Consider the following 15,722-nt stretch of genomic DNA (forward strand, 5'->3'; position numbering starts at 1 on the left):
TTAAAAGGTTAATTCATGACAAGTAATTACTTCGCATTACGCTCGATATGACTACCATAAACGTCTCTGTAATCATTAGTTTGCTTATTGTCTTTATTGTTGACACGAAGTCGTTCTACCTTATGACGATCATTATCTTTACCAGAGATTCGATCTACACGAGTACGATCCAAATCACGAAGACGAGCCAATTCAGGATTAAATTCGTTAATCGCACGCCCCATTTTGCCATCAATTGGAGCACCCAATTGTAAAGCACGATAAATGATTGCAGCATACTCATAACGAGTCATCGCACGATCGCCTTTAAATTCGCCATCAGGATAACCTTCAACAAGACCTTTATCAGCCAAGTCTTTCACATATTCATAAGCCCAATGATTAGCCGGTACATCAGGGAAGTTCACATCTTTCTTGTCATACTGAGGTGCCATTCCCATGGATACCTTCATTTGTTGAATCTCTACATTTTGGGCTTTTACAATGGCCTTTAAGTCTTGAACCTCTTTAGCCAAAGCTACTCTAGAAGTAGATACACCATTTTTTTGACCTAATTTCAATGAAACGCCGGCATTGACCATGTTTTCACCGTTACCCATGGATCCAGCTACGCTGAACATAGTGTCTTCATTTGGTCTGTAGAAAGCACCTAATGCCATCGCATTTTCACCGGCATAGTTACCGTAACCAGCCGCAAAATTCCATTTATCATCAGGATCAAAATCCAATGGATGAATAGCCGCTAATGCAGCCGCACCAGCACCAACTTTTCCTATTTTGCTATTTAATAGGTTCACACCATTACTAATACCGCTAGTAGCTTGATACAATTGGCTACCGTTAACGGCATCTTTAGATGTAGCGGATACTTCACCATCGGCTACATTAGTGATTTTATTGCCACCATTATTTAGACCTTTATTGTCCAAAGAAACATTACCAAATTTAACTTTATCTACAGATACTTTGTAATCAGTACCACCAGCAGCATTTGTGCTTGTAGTTACAGTTACATTATTACCTGCAGAAATGCTAGTATGTTTTTTAGCTTCTTTTAATGCTTCTGTGGCTAAAGTCTTATTATATTCAATACGACGTTCATGACTTTCGATACGCTCACTATGATTTTCAATTCGAGCATCATGATTATCAACACGATTATCTAAATAATCTAAACGCTTATCTTGATTGTCAATACGTTTTTCTTGATTATTCATACGTTCAGTTTGATTTTTTAATTGAATGTCATGATTTTGAATTTGATCTTCATGACGAAGTAAATCAGCATCTTGACGAAGATTTTCTTTAGTTAAACGAGTAATTTGATTATCATGATTTACAATTAATTTATTATGTTTTTCTAATTCTTGACTATGTCCATTTAAAATATCTTCATGTTTTTGTAAGACATCTGTATGATCTTTTAATTTTCGTTCATTGTCGGCAATTTTTTCTTTATTTTTATCGATTTCATTAATATTATTTTGAATTAATGTATTGTGATTATTAAGAATTCCGCCCACTGTATTTGCTACTGCATATAATTGACTACCATTTATAGCATCCGTGCTATCAGAAGATACTTTCCCAGATGCTACATTAATCACCTGACGTTCTTTACCAGATGCACCAACACTCGTAACGCCGTTACGAGCTGACCCTACCCCAGCAAAGCCGGAATAGTTGATACCATTTATATTAGCTTGTGTTTCTGTTGTGGCAGCTCTATCGGTAGATGCATTGCCTAAGAGAACACTATTTCCTTGTGTTGACGTCACATTACTGCCCAGTACATATGTATTTGCTTGCGCTACGTTATTTCTAACCCCAAAAGCGCCAGAATCAATGCCAGAAACAGAATTACTGCTACCAATTCCAACTCCACTACGTGCAGTAATCGTATTACCTGAACCTACTGCAACAGCATTTGCAGCACCAGCATTAGCATTATTACCTACAGCAGTTGCACTCTCTTCAGCTTTTGCATTATATCCAACGGCTACTGAACGATTTCCCTTTGCTCTAGCATCATTACCATATGCTGAAGAGAAATTACCAGATGCCTCAGCATTAAAGCCAGTAGCGGTACTTGAAATACCACTAGCCTTTGTACTATTGCCAACCGCTGTAGAAGCTTCAGCAGATGCTTTAGCGGATGAACCAAAGGCATTTGAATTACGCCCTGAAGAAACTGATCCATGGCCTATTGCAGTAGCATTTTCACCTTCTGCTCGTGCACTCCGACCAATAGCATTGGTATTATTAGCAGTTGCCTGTGCACTTCGTCCGATAGCTAGTGAAGTCTCACCAGATGCGGTAGAAGACTGTCCTACAGCAGTTGAATATGAACCGGATACCGTATTTCTGAAACCTACTGCTAAACTATGGTCACTGGTAACCGTGTTTTCATCACCAAAGTGACGTGAATACTCTGTCGGATTTCCTTGTGCTTCTACATGTAATACAGTTCCCGTGCCTAACGCAAGTAGTATTGCCAATGATAATGCAACTTGTTTTCTTTTCATCGTTTACTATTCCTCCCTACATCTAAAATTATAAATACAACGGATAATATATTATCATTTATAATATATATTCAACAAAACTCAGCATAAAATATGTCCATTATTAACTAATGTATTATCATTATCCTTAACTATTATTGTACTTTAAATATTAAATGAAGTAAACGAATTTTTTAACAAAATAGATAAAATTATCAATTTTATCTATAAATAAAAATTCTATCAAATTCATCATACTATAAATTAATAGCATAATAACAATATAAGGAGATAAGATTTATCTTATCTCCTTATATTGGCTATATTAACTATATTCATTATATTAGCTATACTAATTATTCTAGTTATATTATTTGCTTTAGCTATATTACTTAGAATAGCTATATTGGTTATTCTAGCTAATCTTGTTATACTAGCCTATTAGCCCAAGAATCCTCCATGGCCCATAGCTATACAATCTTCTTTGGTGATTTCATCATCTGCGATGAGGCGTGGCACAATTTCATCAAAAGCAGTCGGTTTGCTGAACAATACACCACCTGGTACACCAAGAATTGGTGTGCCATCTGCACAGTAAGCAATGCAAACCATGGACCCTGGTAACACAGGTAATCCATAGGTAACTACTCGATCTGCATAGCGTTTAATCGCTCCTGGAGTGAGATCATCTGGGTCAACGCTCATACCGCCAGTGCAGAAAATGATATCTGCGCCTGCTGCTTTCACCTTGTCGATAGCCGCCACGATATCGTCTGTATTATCCGTTACAATTTCGTGAGCTACCTTTGTAACACCAAATTCAGCACAACGTTCTTCAATGATTGGTGTGAAAGCATCTTTAATACGACCTTCAAATACTTCAGAACCAGTCGTAACGATACCCATTGTTTTGCGCACGAACGGCTTTACATGTAACAAAGGCTTACCATCAGCAATTTTCTTTGCATCTTCTACTTGTTGTTCTTCTAACAACAATGGAATACAGCGCATGCCTGCTAGTTTATCACCAGCTTTCACAGGTGTATTATTAAATCTCGTTACAATAGTCAACTCACCAATACTATTGATAGCATATAATCGGTCTACATCGACCTTGAAAAGGCCATCTACATCCGCAATGGCTTCAATTTTACCTTGTGCCATAGGGCCATCGTGCATGTTTTCACCGCCTGCCATATGGTATAAAGCACGAGCTACATCCTCTTCGTGCAAGAACCCCTCATCTTCTGGCTCCATTACAAATACATGTTCCTTGCCAAGATCCAAGAGTTTAGGAATGTCCTCTTCTGTAATTACATGTCCACGGCGGAAGGGCGTGTCTTTCACCTCACCGATGACGATTCTTACGAGATCGTGTAATAATATTTGCCCTACGGCATCTTGTGTTCTAATAGATTTCATAATATCTCCCAAGTCATTAATAACAAAATACGTTACTGTATAACATCAAAATGTATTTAATACTATTATTCAATATTAATATGTTTACATAGTACAGAGTAGACGCACTATTAGCATACCAACCCAACAGAGGATTAAGCCCCCTACGACTTGTACTGCACCGTACCATAATGCTTGTACATAGGATTCAGCCATCATAAGCTGTAGCATTTCAAAGGCAAAGGTTGAGAAGGTGGTAAATGCACCTAGCCCACCTACAACGAGGAAGAATCTCGCCCATTGAGGTAGATCTGGCTTTTGCATATAAAGGCCTAAGACTAGACCGATAATGAGGCAACCAACGAGGTTTACTACTACCGTACCATACGGAAACGAGCTGACCTTTGTCATCACCCATTCACCAAGAGCCATACGGCATAAGGCCCCAGTGGCGCCACCGAGGGCAACGGCTATGTATTTTTCCATATTGCCTCCTCTACTCAAGATAACATACTAGATGGTATGATCACATTACTATAGCATACATGTAATACTACTTTCACAATTCGTGTAATTATCTGTAATAGCCGATAATTATCTACTTTTCTATATTAGTCAGATGCTAATAATCTCAGTATACTATATTTAGAGAGTAGGGAAAAGAAAGGAGTCCCTATGCACCCCTCGTCTACACCGCTCACCGAACTGCGGATCAACACATACGAAGACCCGTTTTTACAACATCAATATGTTTGTTTAGGTCATAAAATTGCCATTATTCGCGTATCCCTAAATATGTCTCAACAAGAGTTAGCTCGTCACATTGGTATCAGTCGTAGTTATTTAAGTAAATTAGAATGTGGTACAGGCATCTCTGGCATGTCTTTGGAAATTCTTTTTAAAATCGCCCAAGCCTTTCAAATCAACGTAGGTCAACTCGTAAGACTGCGTGTTGTAGATTATAAAAACTGTAATGCGCACCTAACATCACACTATAAACGACTAGAGCTTCTGAACCACACCAAAAGAACGTCTCGAAACAAAACAAGAACAAACTAATCTGATAGACTAAAAGAACAGTTAATTAAATACAACAAATGATAACTAATTTATATCAAGATGCTCGAAATACTCTAAATGAAAATTGAATTAACTATTCAAAATAACAATCAAAAAAGCTCCGTCAATGGCGGAGCTTTTCATATGTTATTATGCCTATTACATCATCATCAGCATCAGCAGGCATTACACTTCATTAAGTTTTTTATGTTGTACTTCTGCATTTGCTTTTTTAAAGATAAATGCATTGTTAATATGCTGACGCATAGCTGTTTCTGCAGCAACTTCGTCGTGACGTTCAATAGCGTCTACGATTTGATCATGTTCGTCATCACAATCATGTGTACGTACAGCATTGAAAGAACTGATGTACATGTCGCGATTAACGCGTTCACGGAAACCTGCTAGATAATCTACAATGCGTTCATTGCCAGAGTAATGAGCAATCATTGTATGGAATCGGCTATTCACATCAACACGTTCTGTGGCATCTTCAATTTCATGCATTTCTTTACAAAGAGTTCTTAGCTCTTGTACTTGCTCAGGTGTAGCATGACGAGCACATAATCTAGCACCAAGTCCTTCCATTACTTCACGAACTTGGTAAAGCGCTACGATTTCTTCTGGCGTGTCAGCTTTTACAGTAACGCCTTTCCAAGGAACGATAACTACGAGATTATCTTTAGCCAATTTGCGAAATGCCTCACGCACAGGTGTAGCACTCACTTGTAATTGTTCTGCAATCTTTACTTCGTTAAGCTTCTCTTGAGGCATCAATTCGCCTGTTAAGATAGCTGTTTTTAATGTTAAATATACTTGTTCACTGAGAGGTAATCTTTCGATAGAATCCACTGCGGACAATTTGTATTTATCTTTTGAACTTTGTCTTCCCATTACTAGCCCCTAAACCTTGCTAACCATTCGTGCTTTCAGACTTTCAAAGAACGGTTAAAATGAGTATAATATAGTATACAACATATCTTAGACAGTATGTTGTGCGAAATTAAGTACATACATTACAATTATAGAACTCATCATTAAGACTGTCAATTTAACTATAGATAATAGCTATATCTCATTTTTGAAAGTAAGGAAGTATACTATGAGCCGTTGTTTGATTATCATCAACCCTGTCTCAGGAGGCGGTGCAGCGCGCCGTTACGCCCTCGATTTACAATGGAAATTGAGCACCTTGTTCGAAACGATTGAGGTTAAATTCACCAGAGGTGAAGGCGATGCTACACGTTTCGCTAAGAACGCTTGTGAGCGCGGGTTTGATGCCGTATTCTGCATGGGTGGTGACGGCACTGTTAACGAAACCGTTAATGGTATTGCCCAAGGTGGATTCTCCTGTACCTTTGGGTTTATCCCCGTTGGTACAGTAAATGATATGTCTCGTGCGCTCGGCATTCACCAAAATCCAACACAAGCTATCAGGCGTATCGATATCAATGAAACTCGAACCATTGATATCGGCCGTTGTAATGATCGGTATTTCTGCAATAATATTGCAGCTGGTGTTATTCCTAAGGTTGTGGATGAAGTTACGCCAAAGGAAAAAAGCATACTCGGCCCTCTTGCGTATTTCTTGCGAGCAGGCCAAGCGTTGTTCACTACAAAGGACTACACGTACCGCATCAAAACAGAGAACGACGATTTCATCTGCAAATCCCCTCTCGTTTTAGCCCTACTTACCAATGTAGTCTCTAGCTTTGAACGTTTTATGCCAGAAGCCTCTGTAGATGATGGTTATATGCGTATCATCATCTTCAAGGAATATTTTATCCTCGATATTCTCAGCGTATTACCACTCATTATCAGTGGTGCCATCTATAATTCTCGTTATACAACGACATTAACGGTAAAAAAAGCTCATATCGAACTTCTATCTGACGTCGATGATTTATCGACTAATATGGATGGTGATGCAGGTCCGGATATGCCTGTGGATATTGAAGTATTGCCACGCGTACTCAAAGTATTTGCACCTGCAAAGCACAAAAAGAAAAAAGCCTTAAATCTGCCTAAACTACCACATATATAATAAGTAATTGGTAACACAAAAGCTCTCTATCAACGGATAGAGAGCTTTTGTGTTTATTAATTTATAAGAATCTATGCGCATTAGTCCACAATGATTGCATCATGCAAGCGGAAGCTATAAATGTAACATGCTTTCACGGGCATTCCCGTCAATCGCTGCAAGGCCTCTTTATAGAGGTCCATTTGGATTTTATAGCGCTTAATGAGTTCTTCTCCGGATGTAACGCGATCCGTTTTGTAATCTACGAGAACCCATTCGCCATCCTCCTCAAAGGCCGTATCAATAATACCTTGAAGGAACAGATTTTCCCCGTCCTCTAAAGTATCGTATACGCGTTTTCCTTCAAAGAGCATGCTAAACGGCAACTCTCGTTCGATACGTTTTGCATTGATAAGGCGCTTACCAAGATCAGAGTTGAAAAATTTATACAAACTTGTATCGCTTAATAAATTCCGTTCTTCCTCTGTAAAAGTCCCTTTCGCCACCAATGCATCGAGTTCTTTCGTCAAAGAAGCTTGCGTATACTTCACAAGAGGTAGCCATTGCATAGCCTCATGCATCAAGGTACCCCATTGAGCACCGGTCAATACATCATCTTCAGACTGTAATGCTTGTGGCTTTCGACCGAATACGGAGTTTGCTAGGGCATCTGCTGAAACTTCTACCGTTGCAATCGGTTCATTCAAAGTATCAATAGTTCCTGCTTCAAGTTCTCGTTCTTGGAATCGTCGCTTCAATTCACTAACAGAAATTTTAGCAGTACGTCGTGTAGCATCGTTGTATGGATAGATATAGTTAAAACGGTCCACGATTTTCTGCGGTAATTCTACGGAATTAACAGCTTTTAAGTCCCGCACCTTATTGATTGTTGTCTCGTCAATATCCGCTTTGTAATCGAGATCACCATAGAGAGAACCATCATGAATTTCAACCTTTAAACGACACTGTTTATCAGGCAAATCAAAATAGGTGGGGCCTTCGTACTCGATGGCTACGCGCAATGGATTACCGCCATCTAAATGACGAGCAAAGCCCATCATCATCCAGTCTAGATAGGTATTAGCTTGTGTAATAATATCTGTCGGTAACTGTTGAGTTTCTACGGAAGCCGCATTTTTAATGAGCTCACCTATGGTGCTTAACACACCTTTAGAATTTTTAAAGCCTTTAATAAAGCCTGTCATGAACAGCTTATCTCGTGCCCGTGTCAAGGCAACATAGAGAATGCGCTGCTCCTCCGCCTTGAGGGCCGCTTCTTTTACGTCTTTCACATAAAACCAAGGCATGGTCGGGAAGGACACTCGAATATCTGGGAAATACCCTTTCAAACCAAGACCTGCATTTTTATCGATAAGAAGCTCTGAACGCAAGTCCATCATGTTGAATCTTTTTTGTACACCAGATAGGAACACTACAGGGAATTCAAGGCCCTTACTCTTATGGATGGTCATAAGGCGCACCACATTGTCTGCCTCGCTCACCACATTGGCAAGAGGCATATCTTGGTTGCTGTCGCGTAAGCTTTCCACAAAGCGCAAGAACCTAAAGAGCCCACGGAAGCCAGAGGCTTCATAGCCCTTGGCTCTATCGTATAAGGCGAGCACATTGGCACGGCGAACGAGGCCATTCGGCATAGCTCCCACATAGTTTACATAGTCTTGAGATTCGTAAATATCCCACAACAAGTCGGTCACACCGTGACGACGCGATAAGGTGCGCCACCTTTCCATATGCTCAATAAAGGCCAATAAACGCTCATCTTGAGCCTCTTCTGCATAGGCTGGCATAAGAGACCATAAGGAGCCCTCACCAGACAGGCGCAATGCACCTAGTTCGTTGGCATCAAGGCCTACGAGGCCAGAGTGCAACACGGCAGCCATCGGCAAATCTTGTTCCGGATTATCTATGACGGATAACAACGCCAATAAGAGTTGAATCTCTTGGGCTTCAAAGTAACCGTCTCGCTCATTTACCACCGCAGGAATCCCCGCTTGCCGCATGGCTTCTACGGCACGCGTCCCCCAGCCCGCTAAGGATCTGCGCAAAATAGCAAAGTCTCGCCACTCGATTTGACGGAATGTGCCATCTGGATTTTGTACCTGCTTCTTAGCAGCATGGATTTCTTTGATTTTTTGAATGATAAAATCTAGCTCACGCTCGTTGTTTTCAGGGTCATCCCCTTCATCTTCGTCACTTTCACTAGCACCAAGGGTATCCTTACTCACATCTAAGAGTTGCAATTCTACGTCACCACCGACCCAATCCTCAGGCGCATCCTCCACGATACGGCCAGGAATGAGCGATTCAGCCTCTGTGTAATTGAGCTCTGCCGCGTCTTCCGTCATGATTTGGTAGAACAAGAAGTTCGTAGCCGCCAAAATATTTGCGTCAGATCGGAAGTTTTTTGCCAAGTCGATACGACGTTCTACCGCATCATTGCCGCCGTACGTATTATATTTCTCCATGAACAGAGAACTATCGGCCATACGGAAGCTATAAATAGCCTGCTTCACGTCCCCCACATAAAACCTATTATCGATGCGAGAAATCAAGTTAATAATCGTCTCTTGCACGCCGTTCGTATCTTGGTATTCATCAACCATGATTTCTTTGAAAGTATCTTGTAGTTCCTTCGCTACTTCAGATGGCTGAGGATCATCCTCTGTGCCAGGCTCAACGAGAAGGGCCAAGCATAGATGCTCAAGGTCGCTAAAATCCATGATGCCTTGCTCTTGTTTCATATCCCGATACGCTTGATGGAACGCAATCGTCAGTTCTACTAACCCTTCTATGATTGGATATTGAGCCTTAAACTGCTCTTGCAAGGTAGCCTCCGGAACGGTGAATATAGCGGTTTGCATAGCTTTGAGGTCATCTTTATTTTGACCACCCAAAGATTTAAACTCTGCCACCAATATAGGGTCATAGGCTTGCGCCTCTTTTGAGCCCATACGGAACTGATCTTTAATAAAGGTATCCATATGTTTACAAGCTTCCCCCATGTCGTCCCAAGTTTGAGCCGCTGAAAGCATGCCTAGTGCAGCCAGTTGATTATCGTATATGTTTTGCCATTTATGAGGTCCTGTTGGATCGAGCAAGATTTGTTCCATCCGCTCTAAGCGCTCGCGAATGCGATCGATGACAGCCATGTAATTAGACCACATATATTGACCCCACAACGTATCACTAGGGTTTATGTCCATCGCCTCTTTATAAGGCTCTAAGGCTTTGCGTAGCCATCCATCGGGATTGGCGAGGGACATGGCGTAGTTATACAGGGACATAATCTTCGCCGTTAAGCCTGCATCGGATTTATCATCGCTGAAGAAATCTGCTAGCTCATAGATATTATAAAGGCCCTCTTCATAGGATTTAGTTAATAAATCGGCTAATACCTCTTGTTGTAGCAATGTCATTTCTGCTTCATTGCCGATGCGCGCTGTCGGATTAATGTCGAGCTTATAGAAATAGGACCGGATTACCCATTGGCAAAAGGAGTGCAATGTAGAAATATGAGCCGAGGGCAACAGATTGAGCTGTCGTTCAAGGCGCGCTTGTAGTGCAGCATCATCTGTAGATTCCATGGCTTTAGCCAAGGCAAGGCCAATACGAGCGCTCATCTCTTGAGCTGCAGCCTTTGTGAAAGTTACAACCATGAGTTCTTGAACAGATAAGGGATTATCCATGTCCTTAAGACGCGTAATAATGCGTTCTACAAGAACCGCGGTCTTACCTGAACCGGCAGCGGCCGCAACAAGTAAGGTCTGATTATCTAAGGAGGAATCCTTAGGCGCTATAATAGCAGACTCTTGCTCTGGTGTCCATTTAACACCCATGGTTTTCACCTCCTTCGCTACTATTATTTCCGTCGTTTAAGACCTCTTTCATCCGTTCTAATGCATCATCTTCGGACAATCTAGACAAATAATTATATCGATTACGGCTAGAATCAAAGCGACATACCGTTCTGTAGTCGCAGTATGTACAAGGTCTAAGGCCATTCAATTGATATGGCTTAATTGGGAACTGCCCGTCCCCAATGTTACGTCCCGTCTCAGCCATCACATGATTTGTATAGCGGCACATTACGTCAAATTCGCCTGTAGACTTAACCTTCCGCAAATCTCTGCTGGAAATGGTTTGGTCTTTTTTCGTAGCAATCGGCACATAAGGCCCTCGCTTAGAACCATAGGACAAGAACTTATTGTCAATATGCGTCAACAACTCAATATCATCGGAGAAGTACCCACTGTTTTGCCAAGCATCGCTTTCATTAGCCAACAAAACCGCATCTTCATAAGATATAGGCGCATCAGCAGGGATTTTAGGGTTCTTCACGTAAGAGTAAACCACCGCCGCAGGGGACATAGATCCGCCATGTGTTTTACCATAAGCGGACTCCAAAGCCAACAGATAGGTCATGAGTTGCAGTTTAAGTCCATAATACACATCTTGGGCCGTCACATGAGCACCACCCGACTTGTAGTCGATAACCATGCCATAGGTTTGATCATCCCGTGTATATTCGTCGATGCGGTCAATTTGACCGATGAGTCGCAAGTAACGGTCTTCACCAAGAGGGACCCGAATAGGATCCCAGCCACCTTGACGACCAAAGTCTTGCTCTAAATACTTCGTATCAAAATCGCTGCGCTTAGACCACTCTATGAGGCGGTCTACCGTCACATGTAATGTTCTCTGTACACGCTGTTCAATGGCCTTTTGGTAGGCATCGCTCGTTTCTTCACCTAGCTGATTTTCTTGCAAGATTTCGTCTGCCACAGTACGGCATAGATTTTCTTGTTCCTCTTCGTCGAGGTCACGCCATTGTTTGTTATTTTCTAGTAGATAATTACCTAAGCGCTCTAAATTAGCATGCAAGAACGTACCGATTTCAGGAGCTCCAAAGGAGCGTACTGGACGCGGTTCTAGTTTCAAACCATATTGGGCATAGAACTTAAACGGACATTGTTGGTATCGTTCAAGGCGTGTCACAGAACCAGACATGTAGCCTTTAGACAAGAACAGCCCATTCACTAAATCCTGCGTTATGACAGGCACATCGTTATTATCTCGAATGCCACGTGACACCTCCGCTAAACGAGGACGATAAGTTTCGCTTTCACGAGCCCAGTTATAGAGTCCCCACCAAAGAGGATTGACCTCATAACCACTAAAGAGAGCCCCCCAACGCTCAGATAGCAATGACAGACTTTGGAGTGGGCGCCACACGTAATCTGCCTCTGTATCAGGTGCAATGGAGAGAGGAATATCTACTGCCTGATCTACGTACCCAAGAGATTCTAATCGCTTTACAACGAGGGATGGCTCAAGACCTGTTCCATCCTCACCAGAGCCCGCATAGGACAAGGTCAACGAATCGGATGCCCGTGTCATGGCGAGATATAATAGAAAATTCTCGTTGAAAGCCTTCGGCAAGGCCCCTTCTGCTAAGGTAATGCCTGCATCGGCCAATTCTTGACGCTCCTTATCCTTGATGAGGCCTTCATCTCCCATACTTTGAGGGAATACGCCTTGGTTGAGGCCCATTACGAACACCTTAGGCCACCACTGGCTGTAACCACGTTCGATAGTGGTAATCACCACATGGTCTAAAGACGGCGGAATCATAGAGTAGTTTACATCGCTAAGGCCTTCTTCGAGGAGGAGCATCATCTCATCCAGAGTCAATATTTCATCCTTCATGACCATAGAAATTTCGTCTATAAAGGAAAGAACCGCATTATACATCTGTTCATGACTAGCTTTGGATTCTTGATCACCTATAGTTTCTGCGTCCTTCGCCCATTCATAGAGCCGCTCTGGCACTTGTAAGATTTCTAATAAACCATAAAGTTGTGTACCCCACTCAGCCCCTGTATGACCCTCCGCATTAGCAGCAAAGTCAAACCATGGAGATAATATATCCATAATAGTTTCTCTTGCTTTGTTAACACGTGCTCTGCGTGGTGCATCTACGTAGCTCTCTTCATCTTGCCCCTCATGAAAGCCTCGTAAGTACGGCCAGCTTTCACGTTCCCATTTATAATGGTCGATACCAAACTCGAGAACATAGTTCTCTAACTCATCTACAGCCTCACGAGTAAGCGGCATCAAGTCTGTCTTGAGCAAGAGGAACATGCTGTCCCGACTATAGTTATAACGCACGATATCAAAGAGAGCCGACAATAGCTCACCTAATGGATGGTTTTTCATAGGCCGCTGACGGTCGATAAAGTGCGGAATGCCGTAGCGAGCAAAAACCTTTTCTAAAGTGTCACCATAGGTTTCAGACTCGCGGAGCATGATACATACATCTCGGTAACGAGCCTCTTCAGATGATTCTATATAGGCTAAAATACGACGAGCCACCGCATCGGCTTCGCGTTCCCTGTTATAGCCTCGAATAAGCGGAATCGTTGCATCTGTAGTATTTTTCTTACTAGGGCTAGCAAAATAATTAGCCTCTAGCTCTTGAACGATTTGAGGGCCTCGTTTCCCATCAAAGCCAACCCAGTTGATACTAGAGCCATAACGAGCAACTAAGGTGTCGTAAATCTCTAAAGGGCGGCTGAAAAGATGCTCCCCTCGACGAGCTAAATTTAACGCCTTTGGGGCCATCGGTAAATCGATAGTAATAACGGCTTCCTTTGCCAAGTCAAACAAGGTATAAATCAACTCGTAGTGTGTGGGCGTAAACCAATGAAAACCATCGATAAAGACGTGGCTATTCTCCATGAGAGGAGATTGTGGCAAAGCCTCTACGATTTCCATGATAGGATCGATGTCGCGCTCCCCATGATGACTGAGTTCCTCTTCATAAGCAGACATACAGATAGCTAGCTCGCGTAATTTCTTTTGTAATACATTATTTTTAACAGATTCTGCCCCTCGTTCTAGGTCAGCAGGGCCTACACGAAAGGCACGGAATTCAGAAAAGAGCTGTTGCAATACGGAGGAAAACTCAGGCCGCTTTGTAGCCTGTTCTAACAGCCCCAGTTCCTTTTGCTTTCGTTTCATTACAAGGCGCAACAACATAGACCGGCCAAAGCTTGATAAACTTGATTGACCAGCCCCTTTTGAGCCTATCGATTGATATACCTGATAACCCAAACGCCCAAAGCCTACGACACGAACCGTAGTAAAGCCTTTTTCAGGCATAAATTCAGCTAGCTCCCGTTCTACCCGATAGGTGGCAGGTTCAGGAACAAGTAAAATTATTGGTTCCCCTGGACAATCTGTCATGACCTGACGTATGCGCTCATATACGGCACGTGTCTTGCCTGATCCAGCCCGTCCATAATAGACGCTAATACTCATGAGACCTCCCTAGTGAAACTTTCACCATCTCAATTGATGTAATTCACAAATGTATGTTGCTCATATCATTTAACGCATTAGATATAACACTACACAAATTAGTTGTAGCACTATACGAATTAGATATAGCATTAAACGAAATTTTTCGATATAATAAATTACTATACTGATTATTATTATATAGTAATATGACATTCTATGGCTAATTGTACAATATTTGACTCATCTGATTATATTTATTTATAATTAAGATAATATTTTATATTTTATTTACAATTAGCATGAATTCCTATATAATACAAGTTAGTATCTGTGTTATTTGTAAAATCATGTATTTAGGAGTAAATTATTATGAACAAAAAACATTTAGCAACTGCTTTTGCAGTATTTGCAGCTACAACAATGTCTTTCTCTGCTTTTGCTGCAACTATCGATGCTAATGCACGCGCTTATGAACGTGCTTCAGCAGAGCAATATTCTTATCCTGCACCACAAGCGGCTACGCCAGCTTACCAAACTAGTTATGCCACAAGTGCACCACGTCCTGGTTACAAACCATTGCCAGCAGTGCCTTATACAGCAGGCGATATGGCTCAACAAATGCCTGTATCTAAAGAATTAGGTGATCCAATCTTTGTGGCACCTCAAACAACAGCTGTAGGTCTTCAAATCATGGATCCTATCCCTACTGAAGCCCAACCTGTATACCAAGAAACTGTAAACTCCGTAACAGCTAATGGCAACGGCAGCTCCTACGTTTCTCGCTACAAAGCTAACCAATTGAATGCGTTTGACTTATTGTTAAATGGCAAAACTTATACATATGACTTGCCTGCATACACTAATGGCTACCAAGTTAAAACTGCTAGCTCTTACAACCGTGCTGGCAACGGTGTTGCGAATGTATTCTCTACAAACGTAATCACTGAAGCAGTTGTAAATAACAACTCTTTGCGCATCACTGTAAACATGACTCAACCAACAGCTGTGGCAGCCGCTAAATTGCGTTCCATGCAACAATCTGGTCAAGTAGCAAGTGGTGAAGTAGCTGCATTGTTCGCTTACAATGAAAGCTATGATGGTGTAAAACAAGCAGCTCATTACGATATCTTCAACAACAACGGTCGTTACATTGTTGTTAAATCCGGTGCTGTAACTGTACCAAATGGTGCGCAACACCCTTACGCAACTGCATTATTCGCAGTAACTGAAGACACTGTAGCAGCTGTAACCGTATCTGGCAACACTGCTGAAGCTTCTGATTTAGTAAAAGGCACTGCATACGCAATTGCACAATCTGCTAAGGTGTCCAATAACAAAGTATCTACTAAATCTAAAAAATAATTCGTTACGAATTTATTTTTATCTGGTGAAAGCCCCCAACTTTCACTAGC

The 15,722-nt window shown here is 41.7% G+C and carries 9 protein-coding genes; 3 read left to right on the forward strand and 6 right to left on the reverse strand.

Annotated elements, in window-relative coordinates:
• Window positions 1-26: 26 nt before the first annotated feature.
• The 3 genes from B1A77_RS01895 to crcB all read right to left on the reverse strand — a co-directional run bounded on the left by B1A77_RS01895 (window position 27) and on the right by crcB (window position 4,391).
• Window positions 27-2,525 (reverse strand): S-layer homology domain-containing protein, encoded by a 2,499-nt coding sequence (locus B1A77_RS01895; RefSeq protein WP_077707754.1) that lies wholly within the window; start codon window positions 2,523-2,525, stop codon window positions 27-29.
• Between the two features lie 420 nt (window positions 2,526-2,945).
• Window positions 2,946-3,926, reverse strand: a complete 981-nt coding sequence (locus B1A77_RS01900; protein WP_077707755.1) for a molybdopterin-binding protein — start codon at window positions 3,924-3,926, stop codon at window positions 2,946-2,948.
• Between the two features lie 84 nt (window positions 3,927-4,010).
• Window positions 4,011-4,391: a fluoride efflux transporter CrcB gene (gene crcB / locus B1A77_RS01905; RefSeq protein ID WP_077707756.1), complete on the reverse strand. Its 381-nt coding sequence runs from the start codon at window positions 4,389-4,391 to the stop codon at window positions 4,011-4,013.
• A 189-nt stretch (window positions 4,392-4,580) separates the two neighbouring features.
• Between crcB and B1A77_RS01910 the strand changes: the two genes are divergently transcribed.
• Window positions 4,581-4,964: a helix-turn-helix domain-containing protein gene (locus B1A77_RS01910; RefSeq protein WP_008714784.1), complete on the forward strand. Its 384-nt coding sequence runs from the start codon at window positions 4,581-4,583 to the stop codon at window positions 4,962-4,964.
• Window positions 4,965-5,150: 186 nt separating this feature from the next.
• Here the strand turns inward: B1A77_RS01910 and B1A77_RS01915 are convergent, their stop codons facing one another.
• On the reverse strand, window positions 5,151-5,858 hold the full coding sequence (locus B1A77_RS01915; RefSeq protein ID WP_004694848.1) for a GntR family transcriptional regulator: 708 nt from the start codon (window positions 5,856-5,858) through the stop codon (window positions 5,151-5,153).
• A 208-nt stretch (window positions 5,859-6,066) separates the two neighbouring features.
• Between B1A77_RS01915 and B1A77_RS01920 the strand changes: the two genes are divergently transcribed.
• Window positions 6,067-7,008, forward strand: coding sequence for a diacylglycerol/lipid kinase family protein (locus B1A77_RS01920; protein WP_008602199.1), 942 nt, complete (start codon window positions 6,067-6,069; stop codon window positions 7,006-7,008).
• An 80-nt stretch (window positions 7,009-7,088) separates the two neighbouring features.
• On the opposite strand, the gene addA is transcribed toward B1A77_RS01920, so the two are convergent.
• Window positions 7,089-10,844, reverse strand: a complete 3,756-nt coding sequence (addA, locus tag B1A77_RS01925) for a helicase-exonuclease AddAB subunit AddA (RefSeq protein WP_077707757.1) — start codon at window positions 10,842-10,844, stop codon at window positions 7,089-7,091.
• On the reverse strand, window positions 10,834-14,328 hold the full coding sequence (locus B1A77_RS01930) for a PD-(D/E)XK nuclease family protein (protein WP_077707758.1): 3,495 nt from the start codon (window positions 14,326-14,328) through the stop codon (window positions 10,834-10,836). The genes addA and B1A77_RS01930 overlap by 11 nt, the downstream gene beginning before the upstream one ends.
• A gap of 351 nt (window positions 14,329-14,679) precedes the next feature.
• Between B1A77_RS01930 and B1A77_RS01935 the strand changes: the two genes are divergently transcribed.
• Entirely contained in the window at window positions 14,680-15,672 is a 993-nt protein-coding gene (locus B1A77_RS01935; RefSeq protein ID WP_004694840.1) for a hypothetical protein, read from the forward strand.
• Window positions 15,673-15,722: the final 50 nt, after the last annotated feature.

Source organism: Veillonella parvula (assembly GCF_002005185.1).
In the GTDB taxonomy this organism is placed as follows: Bacteria; Bacillota; Negativicutes; order Veillonellales; family Veillonellaceae; genus Veillonella; species Veillonella parvula_M.

Coding starts and splice junctions, on each gene's coding strand:
- B1A77_RS01935 (WP_004694840.1), top strand. CDS start 14,680: ATGAACAAAAAACATTTAGCAACTGCTTTTGCAGTATTTGCAGCTACA.
- B1A77_RS01920 (WP_008602199.1), top strand. CDS start 6,067: ATGAGCCGTTGTTTGATTATCATCAACCCTGTCTCAGGAGGCGGTGCA.
- B1A77_RS01915 (WP_004694848.1), bottom strand. CDS start 5,858: ATGGGAAGACAAAGTTCAAAAGATAAATACAAATTGTCCGCAGTGGAT.
- addA (WP_077707757.1), bottom strand. CDS start 10,844: ATGGGTGTTAAATGGACACCAGAGCAAGAGTCTGCTATTATAGCGCCT.
- B1A77_RS01930 (WP_077707758.1), bottom strand. CDS start 14,328: ATGAGTATTAGCGTCTATTATGGACGGGCTGGATCAGGCAAGACACGT.
- B1A77_RS01900 (WP_077707755.1), bottom strand. CDS start 3,926: ATGAAATCTATTAGAACACAAGATGCCGTAGGGCAAATATTATTACAC.
- B1A77_RS01895 (WP_077707754.1), bottom strand. CDS start 2,525: ATGAAAAGAAAACAAGTTGCATTATCATTGGCAATACTACTTGCGTTA.
- crcB (WP_077707756.1), bottom strand. CDS start 4,391: ATGGAAAAATACATAGCCGTTGCCCTCGGTGGCGCCACTGGGGCCTTA.
- B1A77_RS01910 (WP_008714784.1), top strand. CDS start 4,581: ATGCACCCCTCGTCTACACCGCTCACCGAACTGCGGATCAACACATAC.